At 70.4% G+C, this 18,519-nt stretch carries 17 protein-coding genes; 8 read left to right on the plus strand and 9 right to left on the minus strand.

All coding sequences use genetic code 11. The features are described from left to right. Window positions 1-8 precede the first annotated feature (8 nt). The 8 genes from CRT60_RS05645 to CRT60_RS05680 are packed head-to-tail and all read left to right on the plus strand — an operon-like array spanning window position 9 to window position 8,242. The gene (locus CRT60_RS05645) at window positions 9-839 is read left to right on the plus strand and encodes an SDR family NAD(P)-dependent oxidoreductase (protein WP_098735449.1); all 831 of its coding nucleotides are present in this window, start codon (window positions 9-11) and stop codon (window positions 837-839) included. Window positions 840-864: 25 nt separating this feature from the next. Further along, a complete protein-coding gene (locus CRT60_RS05650) occupies window positions 865-1,848 on the plus strand; it encodes an ABC transporter permease (RefSeq protein ID WP_098735450.1) in 984 nt (327 codons plus the stop codon). After that, window positions 1,845-2,738 (plus strand): ABC transporter permease, encoded by an 894-nt coding sequence (locus CRT60_RS05655; protein ID WP_244592291.1) that lies wholly within the window; start codon window positions 1,845-1,847, stop codon window positions 2,736-2,738. Before CRT60_RS05650 ends, CRT60_RS05655 begins: the two co-directional genes overlap by 4 nt. A gap of 3 nt (window positions 2,739-2,741) precedes the next feature. Beyond that, window positions 2,742-3,758 carry an ABC transporter ATP-binding protein gene (locus tag CRT60_RS05660; protein WP_098735451.1) on the plus strand — a complete coding sequence of 339 codons (1,017 nt, stop codon included), beginning with the start codon at window positions 2,742-2,744 and terminating at the stop codon, window positions 3,756-3,758. Next, window positions 3,755-4,777, plus strand: a complete 1,023-nt coding sequence (locus CRT60_RS05665; RefSeq protein ID WP_098735452.1) for an ABC transporter ATP-binding protein — start codon at window positions 3,755-3,757, stop codon at window positions 4,775-4,777. The genes CRT60_RS05660 and CRT60_RS05665 overlap by 4 nt, the downstream gene beginning before the upstream one ends. Then, window positions 4,774-5,568 carry a class II aldolase/adducin family protein gene (locus CRT60_RS05670; RefSeq protein WP_098735453.1) on the plus strand — a complete coding sequence of 265 codons (795 nt, stop codon included), beginning with the start codon at window positions 4,774-4,776 and terminating at the stop codon, window positions 5,566-5,568. The genes CRT60_RS05665 and CRT60_RS05670 overlap by 4 nt, the downstream gene beginning before the upstream one ends. After that, window positions 5,565-7,232: a rhodanese-like domain-containing protein gene (locus tag CRT60_RS05675; protein WP_098735454.1), complete on the plus strand. Its 1,668-nt coding sequence runs from the start codon at window positions 5,565-5,567 to the stop codon at window positions 7,230-7,232. Before CRT60_RS05670 ends, CRT60_RS05675 begins: the two co-directional genes overlap by 4 nt. Continuing rightward, window positions 7,229-8,242 carry a ketopantoate reductase family protein gene (locus CRT60_RS05680; protein WP_098735455.1) on the plus strand — a complete coding sequence of 338 codons (1,014 nt, stop codon included), beginning with the start codon at window positions 7,229-7,231 and terminating at the stop codon, window positions 8,240-8,242. Before CRT60_RS05675 ends, CRT60_RS05680 begins: the two co-directional genes overlap by 4 nt. A gap of 48 nt (window positions 8,243-8,290) precedes the next feature. Here the strand turns inward: CRT60_RS05680 and CRT60_RS05685 are convergent, their stop codons facing one another. The 9 genes from CRT60_RS05685 to CRT60_RS05725 all read right to left on the minus strand — a co-directional run bounded on the left by CRT60_RS05685 (window position 8,291) and on the right by CRT60_RS05725 (window position 18,286). Next, entirely contained in the window at window positions 8,291-9,325 is a 1,035-nt protein-coding gene (locus CRT60_RS05685; protein WP_098735456.1) for an aldo/keto reductase, read from the minus strand. 145 nt (window positions 9,326-9,470) lie between these two features. Beyond that, on the minus strand, window positions 9,471-10,019 hold the full coding sequence (locus CRT60_RS05690; RefSeq protein WP_098735457.1) for a carboxymuconolactone decarboxylase family protein: 549 nt from the start codon (window positions 10,017-10,019) through the stop codon (window positions 9,471-9,473). 22 nt (window positions 10,020-10,041) lie between these two features. Next, window positions 10,042-11,058, minus strand: coding sequence for an ABC transporter ATP-binding protein (locus CRT60_RS05695; RefSeq protein WP_098735458.1), 1,017 nt, complete (start codon window positions 11,056-11,058; stop codon window positions 10,042-10,044). Beyond that, window positions 11,042-12,061, minus strand: a complete 1,020-nt coding sequence (locus CRT60_RS05700) for an ABC transporter ATP-binding protein (protein WP_098735459.1) — start codon at window positions 12,059-12,061, stop codon at window positions 11,042-11,044. Before CRT60_RS05700 ends, CRT60_RS05695 begins: the two co-directional genes overlap by 17 nt. Further along, a complete protein-coding gene (locus CRT60_RS05705) occupies window positions 12,058-12,939 on the minus strand; it encodes an ABC transporter permease (protein ID WP_098735460.1) in 882 nt (293 codons plus the stop codon). The genes CRT60_RS05700 and CRT60_RS05705 overlap by 4 nt, the downstream gene beginning before the upstream one ends. Beyond that, window positions 12,936-13,964, minus strand: a complete 1,029-nt coding sequence (locus CRT60_RS05710; RefSeq protein ID WP_425290395.1) for an ABC transporter permease — start codon at window positions 13,962-13,964, stop codon at window positions 12,936-12,938. Before CRT60_RS05710 ends, CRT60_RS05705 begins: the two co-directional genes overlap by 4 nt. A 2-nt stretch (window positions 13,965-13,966) precedes the next feature. Further along, window positions 13,967-15,583 (minus strand): ABC transporter substrate-binding protein, encoded by a 1,617-nt coding sequence (locus CRT60_RS05715; RefSeq protein ID WP_098735461.1) that lies wholly within the window; start codon window positions 15,581-15,583, stop codon window positions 13,967-13,969. Window positions 15,584-15,824: 241 nt separating this feature from the next. Further along, on the minus strand, window positions 15,825-16,424 hold the full coding sequence (locus tag CRT60_RS05720; RefSeq protein WP_244592293.1) for a helix-turn-helix domain-containing protein: 600 nt from the start codon (window positions 16,422-16,424) through the stop codon (window positions 15,825-15,827). Between the two features lie 125 nt (window positions 16,425-16,549). Continuing rightward, window positions 16,550-18,286, minus strand: coding sequence for a bifunctional diguanylate cyclase/phosphodiesterase (locus tag CRT60_RS05725; RefSeq protein ID WP_244592294.1), 1,737 nt, complete (start codon window positions 18,284-18,286; stop codon window positions 16,550-16,552). Window positions 18,287-18,519: the final 233 nt, after the last annotated feature.

Consider the following 18,519-nt stretch of genomic DNA (forward strand, 5'->3'; position numbering starts at 1 on the left):
GTTTCGCCATGGATCTCGCCCTTGCCGGCAAGGTCGTTCTCGTCACCGGCGGCAGCAAGGGGCTCGGCCTCGCCGCCGCCCGCGCCTTCGCCCAGGAGGGAGCGCGCGTGGTCATCGCGTCGCGCAGCCTGGAGAATCTCGCCGCCGCGCAGACCGCCCTGGCCGCCGACGGGCTGGAGGTCGCGACGGTCGCCGCCGATTTCGCCGACGCCGCCGAGGCCGCCCGTGCCGTCGCCGAGGCCGAACGCCCGTTCGGCCCGGTCGAGGTGCTGATCAACAGCGCCGGCGCCGCGAAGCGCACCCCGGCCGAGGAGCTCGACGCCGCCGCCTGGAAGGCCGGGCTGGACGCCAAGTTTTTCCCCTACATCCACGCCCAGGACGCCGTGCTGAGGAGCTTCCGGCGCAGGGCGGGGGCGGACGGCCGGACGGACACCCGGCTGCCGCCGCCCCGGCAGATCGGCGCCATCGTCAACATCGTCGGCACCGGCGGCCGCATTCCCTCCGGCACCCATCTGCCGGGCGGCTCCGCCAACGCCGCCCTGCTGCTGTCGACGCTGGGGCTCGCCCGCGAATACGCGCCCTACGGCATCCGCATCAACGCCATCAATCCCGGCTTCACCCTGACCGACCGCATCGAACAGAACCTCGCCCTGGAGGCCAGACGCCTCGGCGTCAGCCGCGACGAGGCGCTGGCCGCCGGTGCCGCCGCCACGCCGCTGCGCCGCTACGGCGAGGCCCATGAGATCGCCGAGGTGGCGCTGTTCCTGGCCAGCGAGCGGGCGAGCTACGTGGTCGGTGCGCTGGTCGCTGTGGACGGCGGCCAGAGCCTCGCCCTGTAGCGGCCGCCCGAGCACGGAGAACGCCATGCCGACATCGCTGCGCTACGTCTTCCGCCGGCTGGTCCAGGCCCTGCCGATGGCCTTCGCCATCGTGCTGCTGAACTTCCTGCTGCTGAAGCTGACGCCGGGCGACCTCGCCGACGTCATCGCCGGAGAATCCGGCTCGGCGACGCCGGAGTTCATGGAGAACCTGCGCCGGCTCTACGGGCTCGACATTCCGGTCCACCTCCAGTTCGTGAACTACATCCAGGGCATCCTGCATTTCGACCTCGGCTATTCCTTCCGCCAGGGCATGCCGGTGGGCGAGCTGATCCTCGAACGCCTGCCGGCGACGATCCTGCTGTCGCTGACCGCGATCCTGGTCGCGCTCGTGATCGGCGTGCTCCTCGGCGTGGTGGCGGCGCGGTCGCGCGGAAGCCTGCTGGACGAGGCGATCTCGGTGGTCTCCACCATGGGCTTCGCCACCCCGCTGTTTTGGGTCGGGCTGATGCTGATCGTGCTGTTCTCCATCGAGCTGCGCTGGCTGCCGTCGGCCGGGATGGTGACGGTGGGGGCGGATTACCGCGGCCTTTGGGACGAGTGGCTCGACATCGGCCGGCATCTGGTGCTGCCGGCCGTGACGCTGAGCCTGTTCTTCCTGTCGATCTATGTCCGCATCACCCGCTCGGCGATGCTGGAGGTCTACGGGCTCGATTTCGTGCGCACCGCCAGGGCCAAGGGGCTGACCGAGGCCCGCGTGGTGATCCGCCATGTGCTGCGCAACGCCCTGCTGCCGATCGTGACGGTCACCGGCCTGCAACTCGGCGCCATCTTCGGCGGCACGGTGGTGGTCGAGACGGTGTTCGGCTGGCCCGGCCTCGGCCGGCTGGCGCAGGAGGCGGTGTTCTCGCGCGACGTCAACCTGCTGCTCGGCATCTTCCTGTGCAGCTCCTTCATCGTCATCGTCGTCAATCTGGCGGTCGACCTGCTCTATGCGGCGCTCGACCCTCGGGTGGAGGTCCGTCAATGAGCCTGTCCGCCCCGACCCATGGCGGGATGCCGGGCGGCATCCTCCAGCGCCTGATGCGCACACCGGGGCTGCGCCGGCTGCGCGGTTCGCGGGCGCTGCTGGTCGGCCTGCTGCTGCTGGCCGCCGTCGTCGCCGTCGCGCTGTCCGCCGGCCTGTTCTATCCGGGCGATCCGCGCGACATGGCCGGCCCCGCCGGCACCTGGCCCGGCGCCGACGCCCGCTTCCCGCTCGGCACCGACATGCTGGGCCGCGACATGGCGGCGGCGATGGCCCACTCCGCCGGCACCTCGCTGACCGTCGGCATCGCCGCGGCGGCGCTGGCGCTGCTGGTCGGCATCGCCGCGGGCGTGCTGGCCGGCTATTTCGGCGGCGCCGTCGACGACGTGCTGATGCGGATCAGCGAACTGTTCCAGACCATGCCGAGCCTGCTCTTTACCATCATCCTGGTGGTGATCCTCGGGCCGACCACCGCCAGCATCAGCTTCGCCATCGGCATCACCGCCTGGCCGCAGATCGCCCGGCTGGTGCGGGCGGAGGCGGTTCGGGTGCGCCGGCTGGACTATGTCGACGCCGCGGTCACGCTGGGCATGGGACATGGGCGGATCGTCCTGCTGCATGTGCTGCCGAACAGTTTGGCGCCGGTCGTGGTCGCCGCCTCGATCCTGGTGGCCCAGGCGATCCTGTCCGACGCCTCGCTGTCCTTCCTCGGTCTCGGCGACCCCAACGGCATGAGCTGGGGCAGCATGGTCGGCGCCGGCCGGCCGATGCTGCGCACCGCCTGGTACATGACGGCGCTTCCCGGCGGCGCGATCTTCCTCACCGTCATGGGCTTCATGCTGATCGGCAACGGCCTGAACGACCTCCTCAATCCCCGCACCCCCGTGAGGTGACCCATGAGCCTGCTCGAGGTCGAAGACCTGACCGTCCGTTTCGGCGACGCCGTCGTCGTCGATCGGCTGTCCTTCTCGGTCGAAGCCGGCGAGACGCTGGCCATCGTCGGTGAATCCGGCTGCGGCAAGTCGATGACGGCGCTGGCGCTGACCCGGCTGGTGGCGCCGCCGGGAAGGATCGGTGGACGGGTGCGGCTCGACGGGCTGGACCTGACCGGCCTGCCAGAGGCGCGGATGCGCGCCGTGCGCGGCGACCGCGTCGGCATCGTCTTCCAGGACCCGATGTCGGCGCTCAATCCGGTGCTGACCGTCGGCGAACAGGTCGCCGAGGCGGTGCGCGCCCACAGCCCGCTCGGTGCCCGGGCGGCGCGGGCGCGGGCGGCGGAGCTGCTGGATCTCGTCCATATTCCCGACGCCCATCGCCGCCTCGACGACCATCCGCACCGCTTCTCGGGGGGCATGCGCCAGCGGGTCGCCATCGCCATCGCCATCGCCGCCAACCCCTCCCTGCTGATCGCCGACGAGCCGACGACGGCGCTCGACGTCACCATCCAGGCGCAGATCCTCTGCCTGCTCGACGAGCTGCGCCGCGACCTCGGCATGGGGCTGATCCTCATCACCCACGACCTCGGCGTCGTTGCCGAAACCGCCGACCGCGTGCTGGTCATGTATGCCGGACGCAAGGTCGAGGAGCAGGACACGCCCGGCCTGTTCGCCGCCCCGCTGCATCCCTACACCCGCCGGCTGATGGGGGCCAAGCCACGGCTGACGCTGGGCGAGCCGCCGCCGCGGCAGCGGCTGCAGGAAATTCCCGGCCTGGTGCCCCTGCCCGGCGCGATCCCGCCGGGCTGCGCCTTCGCTCCGCGCTGCGCCGACGCCGACGCCGGCTGCGCCGCCGTCCCGCCGTTGCAGCGGCACGGGCAGGCGGCGGTCGCCTGCCACAGGGCCGGGCTGCCGGCCTGGACGCCCCGGCAGGTCCCGCGATGGGCCGACCGCAGCCAATGGAGGGCGGCGGAATGAGCGCGCTTCTGGAGGTCGAGGATCTCCGTGTCCGCTACGCCACCCGGCGCGGCTCCCTGATGGCGGTGGACGGCGTGTCCTTCGCCCTGCACGCCGGCAGGACGCTGGGTCTGGTCGGCGAGTCAGGCTGCGGCAAATCCTCGCTCGGCAAGGCGATCATGCGGATCGTCGATCCGCATTCCGGCGCCATCCGGCTCGACGGGGTGGACATCGGCCGGCTGAACGGCCGCCATCTGCGCCCGCACCGCCGCCGCTTCCAGATGGTGTTCCAGGACCCGGCGGCCTCGCTCGACCCGCGCCAGCGCATCCGCCGCGCCCTGGAGGAGCCGCTGGCCGTGCATGGCCGGGGCGGCCGGAGCGAGCGGCGCGACAGGGTGCACGAGGTCATGGCCCAGGTCGGGCTGCATCCGGAGATGGCGGACCGGCTTCCGCACGAGTTCTCCGGAGGCCAGCGCCAGCGCATCGCCATCGCCCGCGCCCTGATGCTGGAGCCGAGCCTGATCGTCTGCGACGAGCCGGTCTCGGCGCTCGACGTCTCGCTCCAGGCGCAGATCCTCAACCTGCTGGCCGACCTCCAGGCGTCGCGCGGGATCGCCTACCTGTTCATCAGCCACGACCTCTCGGTGGTCCAGCATCTCGCCGACCGGATCGCCGTGATGTATCTCGGCCAGATCGTCGAGATCGCCGACCGCGCGGCCTTGTGGCGGTCGCCGGCCCACCCCTACACCCAGGCGCTGATCGCCGCGGTTCCGCGCATGGAACCGGAACGGCGCGGGCTGGATCGGACCCGGCTGCTGCCGGGCGACCTGCCGGCACCGCAGGATCCGCCACCAGGATGCCGCTTCGCCGGCCGCTGCCCCTTCGCGACCCGCCTGTGCCGCGAGCAGACGCCGCGGCTGGCCGAGATCGCCCCCGGACATGCGGTCGCCTGTCATCTCCATACCGCGCCCGATGGCGCACTCGGTGGCGCGGCAGCCCCGTCCCTCCCCCATTCCCTGCAGAAGGACACCGTCCAATGAACGCCGTCACCGGCAAGCCCGTCCCCGCGCATGACCCGAGTTTCGAGACGGCCGAACAGAGGCAGGCCCGCGTCGATCTGGCCGCGGCCCAGCGCCTGGCGGTGATCCAGGAGATGAGCGAGGGCATCTACAACCATTTCACCCTGGCGGTGCCGGGACATGACGACCGATTCTATGTCAGCCCGCTCGGGCTGCACTGGTCGGAGATCAAGGCCGGCGACCTGCTCACCGTCGATTACGACGGCCGCCTGCTCGACGGCAAGGGACCGCTCCAGCGCTCCGCCTTCTGCATCCACGCCCCCATCCACCGGCGCAAGCCGCAGCACGCCGCGCTGTTCCACACCCACATGCCCTACACCAGCGCGCTGACCCGGTTGCAGGACCAGCGGCTGCTGCCGATCGGGCACACCGAGGCCCAGCTGATCGCCGAGATCGCCTATGACGACGACTACACCGGCCTCGCCCGCGACCCGGCCGAGGGCGAGCGTCTGGCCGACATCCTCGGCGACAAGACCATCCTGATCATGGCGCACCACGGCGTGCTGGTCGCCGGCCGGACCGTCTCGGAAGCCTATGACCGGCTCTATACGCTGGAGCGGGCGGCGCGGGTGCAGATCTTCGCCCAATGGACCGGCAAGCCGCTGCGCGAACTGCCCGCCGAGATGGTCGCGCATGTCCACGCCACCATCACCGGCACCCCGCTGGCCCCAGGCGTGCCGTCGGGCCACGAGCTGCATTTCGGCGCCCTCAAGCGGCTGCTCGACCGCCAGAACCCCGGCTACCGCGAATGACCGTCTCCGTTTTCGACCGAAAGGGCACCGCCGTGACCGCCTTCCCCCACGCCCCGGCCAAGACGCCGATTAAGACGCCGGCCGGGACGACCGGCATCGATCCCCGGACGCTTCTGCACTGGCTGGAGGACGGCGGCGAGATCGCCTTCCTCGACCTGCGCGAGGAGGGCTCCTTCGGCGAGGGACACCCGCTTCTCGCCGTCAACATTCCGTTCAGCCGGCTGGAGTTCGACATCGCCGCGCTCGTCCCGCGCGCCGACACCCGCATCGTCCTGCTGGCAGGGGAAACGGTCGCCGCGCGGGCGGCCAGCCGGCTCTCGGCGCTCGGCTATACCGGCGTCCATGTGCTGGCCGGCGGGGTGGAGGCCTGGTCCGCCGCCGGCCTGACGCTCTTCCCCAGCGTCAACGTGCCGGGCAAGGCCTTCGCCGAATGCGTCGAACATGCCTATCATACGCCTGACATCGAGGCGGCTGAACTCGACCGGCTCATCCGGGCCGGGGCCGATCTGGTGATCCTCGACAGCCGCACCGTGGAAGAGTTCGAGCGTTTCCATGTGCCGGGCGCCGTCAGCGCGCCGGGTGCCGAGATCGTCCACCGCTTCGCCGACCTCGTTCCCTCGCCGGACAGCCTCGTCGTCGTGTCCTGTGCCGGACGGACGCGCGGCATCATCGGCGCGCAGGCGCTGATCAACGCCGGCGTTCCCAACCGCGTGGTCGTCCTGTCGGGCGGAACCCAGGGCTGGCGCCTTGCCGGCTTCGAGCTGGAGCGCGATACCCCGCTTCCGCCCCGGCCGCCGGTGGGGCCGGAGGCCGGCGAAACGGCGCAGCGGCGCGCCGCCGATCTTGCCCGGCGCTTCGCCGTCCCGGTGATCGACCGCGCCGCGCTGGAGCGGCTGCGTGCCGATCCCGCCCGAACCACCTATCTCTTCGACGTCCGCCCGCCGGCCGAGCATGCCGGGGGGCATGCCGAGGGGGTTCCATCCGCCCAGGGCGGGCAGCTGGTGCAGGCGCTCGACAAATGGGCGGCCACCCGCGGGGCACGGATCGTGCTGACCGACGACGACGGTGTGCGCGCCACCGTGACGGCGCACTGGCTGCGCCAGCTCGGCTGGGATGCGCTGGTCCTGCCCGGGCTGGTGTCGGGGACCGCGCCGCCTGCCGCCCATGCGGTGCCCGCCGCCCCACCGCTGGCGACGGTACTGTCCGCCGACGAGGCCGGCGACCGGCTGCGGCGCGGTGCGGCTCTGCTCTTCTCGGATTCCAGCGGCGACTACCGCCGCGCCCACCCGGCGGGAGCGCTCTGGGCCAACCGCTCGCACCTCGGCCCGCCGGAACGGTTCGACCGCGCGGCCGGGGTCGTGGTGACGGGGCGGGATCCGGTGACCGCCCATCTCCTCGCCCTGGATCTGGAAGAGGCCGGCATTCCGGCCGCGGTCCTTCCCGGCGGCGAGGCGGCCTGGACGGCCGCCGGGCTTGCGGTCGTCCCGTCGCCGTCCGAGCCTGCCGACGCCGACCGCATCGACCATCTGTTCTGGCTCCATGACCGCCACAGCGGCAATCTCGAAGCGTCGCGCGCCTATCTCGATTGGGAACTGTCGCTGCCGGAGGCCGTCGGCACGCCGGAAGCCGCCGGTTTCCGCATCGGACCGGCGGCGGCGCGATGACCGCCCCGCGGATCTGCATCTTCGGGGCGGGCGCGGTGGGCAGCCATGTGGCGGCGAGGCTGCTGCACGCCGGTATCCCCGGCGTCGCCGTCGTCGCGCGCGGTCCTCATCTGGCAGCGATGCGCGAGCATGGTCTGACCTTCCGGAGCAATCGGGAAGAGTTCCGCGTCGCGCTGCCGGTGGCGACCGACGATCCGTCGACCCTGCCGCCGCAGGACATCGTCGTCGTCACGCTGAAGGCGCCGGCCCTGCCGGCGGCGGCAGGCGCGCTCGCCCGGCTGCTGGCTTCCGACGGGGTCGCGGTCTTCCTGTTGAACGGGATCCCGTGGTGGTGGAACTATGGCCTGCGGGAAGGCGGCCTGCGGGAGGGCGGCGGTCCGCTGCCGCTGCTCGATCCCGATGCCGCGCTCTGGCGACAGGTCGGGCCGGAGCGGGCGCTGGGGGGCGTCGTGATGTCGCCCAACGAGATCGTCGAACCGGGGGTCGTCATCCACGGCGCGCACAGCCGCTTCACCATCGGCGAACCCGACGGCGGCGACAGCCCGCGGGCCCGCGGACTGGTCGAACTGTTCACCGGCGCCGGCATGCCCGCCCTGCTGTCGACCGACATCCGGACCGACATCTGGCGCAAGCTGCTGGTCAACGCGCCGGGCAATCCACTGGCCGCCCTGACCCGATTGTCGGCGAAGGACCGGGCCGCCGACCCGGAGCTGGCGGAACTCGGACGGCGCATCGCCGACGAGGTGACCGACACCGCCCGGGCGCTCGGCTATGATCTGACCCAGCATGGCGATGCCGACGATACGATGGCCGATTCAACGGTGTGGGCCGCCACACGGTCGGAAACCCGGCCGTCCATGTTGCAGGACGTCCTGCTCGGCCGGAGCACCGAGGTCGAATGCCTGCTCGGTCAGGTCCAGGCCTTTGCCAGGGAACGCTCCGTTCCGACGCCGGTCATCGACATCGTCCTGCCGATCCTGCGCGGCCTGGACCGCTCGCTGCGCCGGTGACGGCGGCGCAGATCTTTTCTGGCGTCGCCATCGGCGGCAGGCGGTCCGTCAGTCCGGCACCGGGCCGCCCGCCGGGATGCGCGGGACGCGGCCCTCGACCGGATGGCCGGGGTCGTTGTAGCCGGGGGTGGACGCATTGCCCGTCGACACCAGACGGTCGACCAGCGCCTCGTCCTCGGCGGTGAAGCGGTAATCGAGCGCCCGCACATAGGCGTCCCACTGCTCCTCGGTGCGGGGACCGGCGATTGCGGCGGTGACCAGCCGGTTGTTCAGCACCCAGGCCAGGGCGAAATCGGCGGCGGAGATGCCGCGGGCGGCGGCATGGCGCTGGATCTCCTGCGCGATGGCCAGGGATTCCGGGCGCCATTCGGTTTCGAGGATGCGGCGGTCGGCCCGGCCGGCCCGGCTGTCCGGCGCCGGTGCCGCCCCGGGAACATATTTGCCGGTCAGCACGCCGCGGGCGAGCGGCGAGTAGGAGACGACGCCGATCCCGTAATGGCCCGCGGCCGGAAGCTGCTCCACCTCCGCCTTGCAGTCGACGATGTTGTAAAGCGGCTGGCTCGCCACCGGCCGGTCGATGCCGTGGGCGTCGGCCAGATGGACGATCTCGGCGATCCGCCAGCCGGTGAAGTTGGACACGCCGAAATAGCGCAGCTTGCCGGCCCGGATCAGGTCGGCGATGGCCCGCACCGCCTCGTCCAGCGGTGCGTCGAACGGCGCCCGGTGGATATAGGCGATGTCGATGTAGTCGGTGCCGAGGCGGCGCAGGCTGTTCTCCACCGCTTCGACGATCCACTTGCGCGAGATGCCCCTGCTGTTCGGCCCCTCCCCCATCGGGTTGGCGAACTTGGTCGCCAGCACCCAGGCGTCGCGGTCGCCGCGGATCGCGCTTCCGACCACCCGCTCCGACGCGCCGCGATGATAGACGTCGGCCGTGTCGATGAAGGTGAAGCCCTGAGCCCGCGCCTTCGCGACGATGCGGTGGGCTGTCGCCTCGTCGGTCTGCCCGCCGAACATCATGGTGCCCAGCGCCAGCGGCGGAACCTTCAGTCCGCTGCGGCCAAGATTGCGGTAATCGACCATGTCCCCAAATCTCCCTTGGCTGGACGCCTCACCCTGCGGATCCCCGGCCGGCAGCCCCGCCGGCAGGCAACCTTGGACGCTCTCCCTACGACCTATCTTGCGACCGATCCCTGCGCCGAGACCAGTGGACCGGTCGCCTCGCCATTCAGGCAAGCGGCAGCGTCAGGGCGTCCTCCTCGATCTCGATGCCCAGCGCCTCGTTGAACCGGTTGAAGAACGCGCAGAGCGCGGTGCGCAGCGTCAGCTCGACCACCTGCTCCTCGCTGAAATGCTCAAGCAAGCGGGCGAACAGGGCGTCGCTCACCCGCGCCGGGTCGCGGGTGACCTGCGCCGCATAGTCCCGAACCAGACGGTCCACCGGATCGAGCCCCGGCACGTCGGGCTCCAGGATGCGCTCCACCGTCTCGGCGGGCAGGCCCTGCTCGACCAGACGCGGGGCATGGTGGGCGACGCAGTAGGCACAGGCCGCCGCCTTCGATGCGGTCACCAGGACGATCTCCAGATGCCGTTTGGAGATCACCGCGTCGGAGGCGGATTCCAGCAGCAGCCCGAAGACGTGGCGCAAGGCCGGCGGGCGGTGGGCGAAGACGCGCAGCATGTTGCCGAAGGGGCCGTAGTCGCGCTGGATGCGCTCGTAGACGGCACGGGCTTCGCCGCTGACGTCCTCGATTTCGATGTTGCGGACACGGGCCATGGGAACGGTTCCTTCTGTCGGATCAGACAAGATCGGTTTTCGACGGGGGCTCGGCAAGGTGACAGGCGACGAGGTGGTCCGCATCGCCGATGGCACGCAGGGATGGCGCCTCATGGCGGCACCGCTCGACCGCCAGGGGGCAGCGGGTGTGGAAACGGCAGCCGGCCGGCGGCGCGAAGGCGCTGGGCAGGTCGCCGGTCAACGCCGCCCGCGTCCGCCGCTCCGCCGGCCGGTCCAGATCGGGGACCGCATCGAACAGCGCCCGGGTATAGGGGTGCAGCGGACGCCGCCACAGCGCCGCGCGCGGGGCGGTCTCGACGATGCGGCCGAGATACATCACGCCGACCCGGTCGGCGATGTGTTCGACCACCGACAGGTCGTGGCTGATGAACAGGAAGGCGACGCCGAGGTCGCGTTGCAGATCGTCCAGCAGATTGAGGATCTGCGCCTGCACCGAGACGTCGAGCGCCGACACCGGCTCGTCGCAGACCACCAGCGCCGGCGACAGGGCGAGCGCGCGGGCGATGCCGATGCGCTGGCGCTGGCCGCCGGAAAACTCGTGCGGATGGCGCGAGGCCGCATCCGCGGGCAAGCCGACGCGGGCGAGCAGCCCGGCGACGCGGTCGCGCCGCTCCGACCGCCGGCCGATGCCGTGGACATGCAGCGGCTCGGCGAGCAGTTGCCCGACGGTCCAGCGGGGATCGAGCGAGCCGAACGGGTCCTGGAACACCATCTGCAACTTGCGCCGGATCGGGCGCAGCGCCGCCCGGCTCTTGCCGGACAGATCCTCGCCGTCCAGACGGATGCGGCCGGACGCCGGCTCGATCAGCCGCAGGATCGCCCGGCCGAGCGTCGATTTCCCGCACCCCGACTCGCCCACGAGGCCGAGCGTCTCGCCCCGCCCGACGGTCAGCGACACCCCGTCCACCGCGTGGACGACACCCTGAGGCGTATCGTAACGGACGACGAGGTCCTCGACCGCCAGCAGCGGCTCTCCCTCCCCGGCATCGGGGCGCACGGGGTCAGGCGAGGCGGGCATGGGGAAGGCTGTGGCTTGGGGCAAGGAAGTCTCCGACGCGGAGGCAGGCGACCTGCCCGTCTTCCAACGATGTCAGGGGCGGTTCGGCCGCGGTGCAGTCTTCCGTCGCCGACGCGCAGCGCGGGGCGAAGGCACAGCCCGGCGGCATCGCCGCCAGCGACGGCACGGTGCCGGGAATTTCGACCAGCCGGGGGCGCTCCCCGCCCTCGACGCGGCGGCGCGGGCGGGCGGCGATCAGGCCGCGGGTGTAGGGGTGCAGCGGGGTTGCGAACAGGTCGGCGGCGGCGCGCTCCTCGACCTTGCGGCCGGCATACATCACCAGCACCCGCTCGGCATGGCCGGCGACGACGCCCAGATCGTGGGTGATGAGAACGACGCCCATGCCGCCCTGCTTCAGCTCGTCGATCAGGTCGAGAATCTGCGCCTGGATGGTGACGTCGAGCGCCGTCGTCGGCTCGTCGGCGACCAGAACCGCCGGGTTGCAGGCCAGCGCCATGGCGATCACCACCCGCTGGCGCATCCCGCCGGACAGCCGGTGCGGGTGCTCGCCGAAGCGGCGGACCGGGTCGGGGATGTGGACGCGCTCCAGCAGCGTCAGCGCGCGGTCGCGGGCCTCGCGGCGGCTCGCCGGTTCATGGTCGCGGATGGTCTCGACGATCTGCTCGCCGATGGTCAGCACCGGGTTGAGCGTGGTCATCGGCTCCTGGAAGACCATGGCGATGCGGCGGCCGCGGACATCGCGCAGAGCCTCGGGACCGAGCCCCAGCAGGTTGCGTCCCTCCAGCCGGATCGCCTTGCCCTCGGCGCGGCCCGGCGGCGGGACCAGGCCGAGAAGGGCCAGCGCGGTGATCGACTTGCCGCAGCCGGACTCGCCGACGATGGCCAGCGTTTCGCCGCGCGCCACCTGGAAGGACAGGTTGCGCACCGCCAGCAGGCTGCGCCCGCGCTCCTGGAAGCGGATGGACAGATCCTCCACCTCCAGCACAGGGGATGATGCGGTCATCGGCGGTTCTGCCTGGGATCGAGAGCGTCGTTCAGCCCGTCGCCGAGCAGGTTCAGGGCCAGCACCGCCGCGACGATGGCGAGACCCGGCACGGTGGCGACGTACCAGTCGGTGCGCAGCACCTCGCGGCCGGCGCCGACCATGCTGCCCCAGCTGACGATGTTGGGATCCCCCAGGCCCAGGAAGGCGAGGCTCGATTCCGTCAGGATCGCCGACGCCACCATGATCGAGGCCGACACGACGATCGGCGCCAGCACGTTGGGCAGCACATGGGTCAGGATGATCCGCGCATCCGACAGGCCGAGCACGATGCTGGCCTGGACCATCTCGCCGTCGCGCAGGCGCAGCACCTCCGCCCGCACCAGCCGGGCCAGGCTGGGCCAGGAGGTCAGCCCGATGGCGAGCACCACATTGGTCATGGTCGGCTGCAGGATGGCGACGATGACGATGGCGAACAGGAAGGGCGGGATGGTCTGGAACAGCTCCGTCACATGCATCAGCGCGTGGTCGGCGCGGCCCCGGAAGAAGCCGGCGATGGCGCCGACGCCGACGCCGATGACCAGCGACACCAGCGTCGCCACCCCGCCGATCAGCAGCGACACCCGCGCGCCGTGGAAGATGCCGGCGGCGATGTCGCGCCCCATCATGTCGGTGCCGAGCGGGAAATCGGGATCGGCGCCCGGCCAGAGGAAGGGCGTGCCCACCATGTCGAGCGGATCGACCGGATAGGCGACGTCGGCCAGCGCCGCCATGGCGAGGATGGCGCCGAGCAGGACCAGCCCGGCGACCGGCGACGGCCGGCGCAGCAGGCGGGCGAACAGGCCGCGGCGGACGGGCCGCTCCTCCGCGGCGGGAAGGACGGATTGGGCGATGCTCATCTGGCAAGCTCGATGCGCGGGTCGAGCACCGTGTAGAGGAGATCGACCGCGAGATTGACGACCACGACCACCGCCGAGCTGCACAGCAGGATGCCGAGCAGCAGGTTCAGGTCGCGTTGGAACAGCGCCTCGAAGGCGAGGCGCCCCAGCCCCGGCCAGGCGAAGATGGTCTCCACCAGCACCGCCCCGCCGAGGATCGAGCCGACCTGCACCCCGAGCATGGTCACGACGGGCAGCAGCGCGTTGCGCAGCACGTGGCGCAGCGCGATGCGGCGCGGCTTCAACCCTTTGGCGACGGCGGTGCGGACGAAGTCCTGGGTCGTCACCTCCAGCATCGCCGCCCGCATCAGGCGGGTGTAGATGGCGAGGTAGAACAGCCCGAGGGTCGCCGCCGGCAGCACCAGATGACGGGCGACGTCCTTGACATGGTCCCAGCCGCCATAGCCGGCCTCGACGCTGGTCATGCCGCCGACCGGCAGCCAGTCCAGCCCGACCGAGAAGACCACCACCAGCACCAGTCCGATCCAGAACACCGGCGTGGCATAGAACAGCAGGGCCAGCGTCGAGATCAGCGTATCCGCCAGCCGCCCGGCGTTGCGCGCGGCGACCACGCCGAGCGCCGATCCGGCCAGCACCGCGAACCCGATGCTGGCGGTCATCAGCAGCAGGGTGGCCGGCAGCCGCTGCCCGATCAGTTCCAGCACCGGCAGGCCATGCCGGAAGGAGAAGCCGAGGTTGAAGGTCAGCAGGTTGCCGAGATACTGGACGAACTGGACCGGCAACGGCTGATCCAGCCCGAACTGGCGGCGCAGGGCGGCCATGTATTCCGGCGTGGCCGATCCCGCCTCCCCCGCCAGCACCTGGGCCGCGTCGCCGGGGGCCAGATGCAGCAGGAAGAAATTGACGACGGCGATGCCGAGCACGACCAGCGCCATGTGAAGCAGCCTCCCCGCCCAGAAGCGGAGCCGCCACCGGCCGATCCGGGCCGCAGGCTTCGAGGATCCGGGCATCGAGAATCCGGCCATGATCAGTTCGATGCAGCCTTGTCGAACCAGGCATCCTTCAGCGAGCCGTAGATCTGGTCGCCGTGGGTCACCACGTCCTTCAGGTTGGCGGCGTGGACCGAGAAGAACTTCAGTTCGGCCAGCGGGATCGACGGCAGGTCGGTCTGGACGATCTGCTGGATCTTCTTGAAGGTGGCGATGCGGTCCTCCTGGCGCGCCTGTCCCTGGGCCTGGGCGATCAGGGCGTCGACCTCCGGGTTGCGGTATCCCGAGCCGTTGGTCCAGGGCGTGTTCTTGCCGACCCAGCCCGACCAGTAGGCGCGCGTCACCCCGACCTGCGGGTCGGAGAAGGCGGCGAACCAGGCGCTGGAAATGTCGAAGTCGCGGTCGCCGTAGACGCGCTTGGTGAAGGCGGCGGTGTCCTGGCTGCGGATCGTCACCTCGATGCCGACGCGCTTCAGCGCCTGCTTCAGATACTCGCCGGTGCGCTTGTAGTCGTCGCCGTAGGGGATGAAGTCATGGGTCAACGCGAAGCGCACCCCATCGGGACCGCGCTTGTAGCCGGCCTCGTCGAGCAGCGCCTCGGCCTTCTTGACGTCGAACTCGTATTGCGGAACGGTGGCGTCGTGGAAGGCGGGCAGTGTCGACGGCACCGGGCTGATCGCCGGCTTGGCGAAGCCGTACCAGACGATGTTGGAGATCGCCTTGCGGTCGATGGCGTGGGCGATGGCGCGGCGGACCCGCACGTCCTTCAGATATTTGTTGTCGACGTTCAGGTCGAAGAACAGCCAGGGCGAGATCCACTCGTAGCCGCGCGTCTCGATCTTCAGGGTCGGCAGCTTGCCCAGCCGCTCGGCGTCCTTCAGCGGCACCGGGCTGAACACCGCATACTGCACGTCGCCCTTCTCCAGCGCCGCGGCGCGGGCGGCGGCATCGGGGATCACCTTGAAGACGACCCGGTCGAGATGGGGCTTGCCCTTGTCCCAATAGTTCGGGTTGCGCTCCAGGATCAGGTAATTGCCCTTGCTCCACTCCTTGAAGACGAAGGCGCCGGTGCCGACCGGCTTCAGGTTGTAGGGATTGTTGAGGACGTCGGTCCCCTCGTAGAGATGCTTGGGCAGCACCTGCGCGCCGTTGGAGTTGACCGAACTCAGAATGGCCAGCGACGGCTCGCTGAGGCGCAGGATGACGGTGTGGTCGTCCGGCGTGTCGACCTGCGTCACCCGCCCGAAGGTCGCCTGGTTGCGCGGGTGGATCGTCTTCCAGACATTCTCCAGCGTCCATTTCACATCGGCGGCGGTGAAGGGATGCCCGTCGTGCCAGGTCACGTCCTTGCGCAGGAAGAAGGTGATGGACAGGCCGTCGGGCGCCACCTCCCATCGCTCGGCCAGGGCCGGCTTGGGGTTGAGGTCGAGGTCGTAATCGATCAGGCCGTCGAAGACGTTGCCGCTGATGAAGCCGGTCGGCGCCGCCGTGTTGATCGCCGAGGTCAGGGTGACCGGCTCGGGCTGAACGATGGCGGTCAGCGTGCCGCCGTTCTGCGGCGTTTCGGCGAATGCCGCGCCGCCAAGCAGGGACGCCACACCGGCGGCCAGCACCGTGGCGCGCAGCAGGACGAAACGGGAAACAATGGACGTCATGGCATGCCCTTGCTGGTCTGTCCCACCGGGCCGAGGGCCGGTGAGGGTTTGCACGATGGCCCGGAACAGGATGGCCCGGAGGATGGGACGCGGACAAAACACAATAGTGTTTTGTGTTTAAATATGATTTCACTAGTATGATAGTAGGAATTTTTGGCTGTCAAGCTGCATCTTCGCGTATGCGGATGCAGCGCCGCGCGCCGTTCCGCATCTGCATGACGGCGGGTGCGGAGAGGACGCCTCAGGGCAGGATTTCGCTGTGCGACAGCACGAGGAACAGCAGGGAATCGCCGTCGCCGACATTCACGCAGGCATAGGGACCGTCGGCGTCGAACAGAATCGTGTCGCCGGCAGCCAGCCGATTCAGGGCGCCGGCGGCCCGAAGCTCGACCACGCCCTCCGCGACGACCAGATGCGCGCCGGTCCCCGGCGGATGGCTGCCGCCGACCTCGCTGCCGCCGGGATGCAGGCGGATCTCGAAGACATCGGCCCCCCTTCCCTCCCCCGGCGGTGCCAGCAGCCGCGACTGGGCCAGCCCATCGGGGGAAACCAGCGTCCTGGTCTGGGATTGGCGCACCACCACCCCGCCCTGCTCGGTGAACCGGGTCAGCGATGCCAGCGTGACATCGAGCGCACGGGCGATCTTCCACAGCACGGTGATGGTCGGCGCGCTGCGTCCAAGCTCGATCTGCCCAAGCATCGCCCTGCTGACCCCGGACAGCCGCGCCAGCCGTTCCAGCGACAGGCCCTGGCGGGTGCGCAGACGCCGCAGGTGACGCCCGAGTATCGCGGGGATCGCATCCTCGCCGGAAGGAGCATACTCGTCGTTCGCCACGCTCACAGATCGTCCTCTCCGCTTGAACGGGCCTGCGGGCACGGGCCGCATTTCCCATCGAATGAGAAGAGAATATCCCCTTTAGCCTATTCAGCAAGTAGATTTAACGCCGCAACCTGTCCTTGTCGGAGTCAAATCACAAAATCCAATCGTTCATTCTGCCGGCGCTCATGCTCGGCGGCCAGCCGGGCGACCAGGGCGGCGGCGGACGGCGCCGGTTCCGGCCGTCCGATGAGATAACCCTGGATCAGGCGGCAGCCGTTCGCCGCCAGCCAGCCATGCTGGGCCGGCGTCTCCACCCCCTCGGCGACCAGGGTCATCGACAGGCTGCGCGCCAGCCCGATGATGGCGCGGGCGACCGCCTGCCCGCCGGCATTGTCCAGATCCGCAGCTCCCAGATTGCGGGTGAAGGATCCGTCCATCTTCAGCACGTCGAACGGCAGGCTGTTGAGATAGCTGAGGCTGGAATAGCCGGTGCCGAAATCGTCCAGCGCCAGCCGCACCCCCAGCCGCTTCAGCCCGGTCAGCACATGGCGGCTGTACTCCATATCCTCGATCAGCAACCCCTCGGTCACCTCCAGCACCAGCAGGGCGGGATCGATGCCGGTCGTCTCCAGCACCGTCCGCACATTCTCCAGCAGGGCGGGGTCGCGAAGCTGGCGCGGCGATACGTTGACCGCGACCTCCAAGGGCGGCCCGCCACCGTCCGCCCAGCTCCGGATCTGCCGGCAGGCGGTTTCCAGCACCCAGCGGCCGATGGGCAGGATCAGGCCGCTCGCCTCGCACAGGGGAATGAACACCGATGGCGGAACGGGCGCCGCGTCGCCCGGCGGCTGCCAGCGCAGAAGCGCCTCGACCCCGACGGGACGGCCACCGGCCGCCTCGACCAGCGGCTGGTAGGCGAGATGGAACTCGCCGCGCTCCAGCGCGCCGGCCAGCAGCCCGCGCAGCCGGGTCCGCTCGGCCGCCGCGTCCGTCATCGCCGGGTCATACCGGCAGACCGTGCTGCCGCCGCGCTCCTTGGCCCGGTACATCGCCATGTCCGCCTTGCGCAGCAGGTCGTCGGCACCGTCGCCCTGCGCGGGATGACCGACCACGCCGATGCTGACAGTCAGCCGGTGCCGGCCGCCAGCAAGCGGAAACGGTTCGGCCATCGCCTGGATCAGGGACTGCGAGGCCGCATCGGCCGTCCGGCCGCCGCCCTCCTCGACGATGATTGCGAAGTCGTCGCCGCCCAGCCGCGCGACCGTCGCCCCGGCCTCCAGCGCGTCGCGCAGCCGGCGGGCCACCGCGACGAGAAGCTCGTCGCCCACCGCATGGCCGAACTGGTCGTTGATCTCCTTCAAGCCGTCGAAATCGAGCAGCATCACCGCCAGCCGGGTGCCGTCCCGCCCTGCCGCGGCAATCGCCGCCTCCAGGCGCCGGCGGAACTCGACACGGTTGGGAAGGCCGGTCAAAGGATCGAAATGGGCCAGCCAGGCGATCCGGTCCTCCACCGCCTTGACCTGGGTGATGTCGCGGAACACCAGCACGCCGCCGACCGACCGGCCGTCCCGAACCAGGGGCCGGGCGTTCACCCGCAGCCAGACGCCTGCTTCGCCGGAAACGGCGGCGGCGAGATACAGGCTCTCGCGGTCCATCGTCTCGCCGCGGATCGCCCGGCCCATCGGCCAAAGCGCTTCCGGGCACGGGCTGACCCCGTCCTCCAGCCGCAGGCGGTTTCCGAAATGCGCATCGAAGGCGACGCCGCCCAGCGGACCGAAGACCGCCTCCGCCGCCGGGTTGGCGGTTATGATGCGGCCGTCGCAGCCGGCCACGCACACCCCCTCCGCCATATTGTCGAGGACGAGACGGAGGATCGGCGCCACGCCAGCTTCCTCAGGTTGTACGGCCGACGGAACCGCCCGGCGAAGGGACGAGTGCGGCATGGGAGCCACCATTTCCATGTCACATAAGAGAGAATTATTATCCACAGTGTGTATTGTTATAATAGTACATATTTTTAATGTTTTACTACGCACTCCGCCGTATGGATGGAGATCGCCTCCCAAGTTTTCACCGGTTCTTCGCAGACTTCCCCGCAGAGCACGACCGGCTTCGC

The organism is Azospirillum palustre (assembly GCF_002573965.1).
GTDB classification, from domain to species: domain Bacteria; phylum Pseudomonadota; class Alphaproteobacteria; order Azospirillales; family Azospirillaceae; genus Azospirillum; species Azospirillum palustre.

What these genes read in the sequence shown, in the direction of transcription:
- CRT60_RS05675 (WP_098735454.1), top strand. Translation starts at nt 5,565, where the DNA reads ATGACCGTCTCCGTTTTCGACCGAAAGGGCACCGCCGTGACCGCCTTC.
- CRT60_RS05665 (WP_098735452.1), top strand. Translation starts at nt 3,755, where the DNA reads ATGAGCGCGCTTCTGGAGGTCGAGGATCTCCGTGTCCGCTACGCCACC.
- CRT60_RS05715 (WP_098735461.1), bottom strand. Translation starts at nt 15,583, where the DNA reads ATGACGTCCATTGTTTCCCGTTTCGTCCTGCTGCGCGCCACGGTGCTG.
- CRT60_RS05645 (WP_098735449.1), top strand. Translation starts at nt 9, where the DNA reads ATGGATCTCGCCCTTGCCGGCAAGGTCGTTCTCGTCACCGGCGGCAGC.
- CRT60_RS05680 (WP_098735455.1), top strand. Translation starts at nt 7,229, where the DNA reads ATGACCGCCCCGCGGATCTGCATCTTCGGGGCGGGCGCGGTGGGCAGC.
- CRT60_RS05670 (WP_098735453.1), top strand. Translation starts at nt 4,774, where the DNA reads ATGAACGCCGTCACCGGCAAGCCCGTCCCCGCGCATGACCCGAGTTTC.
- CRT60_RS05695 (WP_098735458.1), bottom strand. Translation starts at nt 11,058, where the DNA reads ATGCCCGCCTCGCCTGACCCCGTGCGCCCCGATGCCGGGGAGGGAGAG.
- CRT60_RS05650 (WP_098735450.1), top strand. Translation starts at nt 865, where the DNA reads ATGCCGACATCGCTGCGCTACGTCTTCCGCCGGCTGGTCCAGGCCCTG.
- CRT60_RS05700 (WP_098735459.1), bottom strand. Translation starts at nt 12,061, where the DNA reads ATGACCGCATCATCCCCTGTGCTGGAGGTGGAGGATCTGTCCATCCGC.
- CRT60_RS05705 (WP_098735460.1), bottom strand. Translation starts at nt 12,939, where the DNA reads ATGAGCATCGCCCAATCCGTCCTTCCCGCCGCGGAGGAGCGGCCCGTC.
- CRT60_RS05655 (WP_244592291.1), top strand. Translation starts at nt 1,845, where the DNA reads ATGAGCCTGTCCGCCCCGACCCATGGCGGGATGCCGGGCGGCATCCTC.
- CRT60_RS05685 (WP_098735456.1), bottom strand. Translation starts at nt 9,325, where the DNA reads ATGGTCGATTACCGCAATCTTGGCCGCAGCGGACTGAAGGTTCCGCCG.
- CRT60_RS05660 (WP_098735451.1), top strand. Translation starts at nt 2,742, where the DNA reads ATGAGCCTGCTCGAGGTCGAAGACCTGACCGTCCGTTTCGGCGACGCC.
- CRT60_RS05710 (WP_425290395.1), bottom strand. Translation starts at nt 13,964, where the DNA reads ATGGCCGGATTCTCGATGCCCGGATCCTCGAAGCCTGCGGCCCGGATC.
- CRT60_RS05690 (WP_098735457.1), bottom strand. Translation starts at nt 10,019, where the DNA reads ATGGCCCGTGTCCGCAACATCGAAATCGAGGACGTCAGCGGCGAAGCC.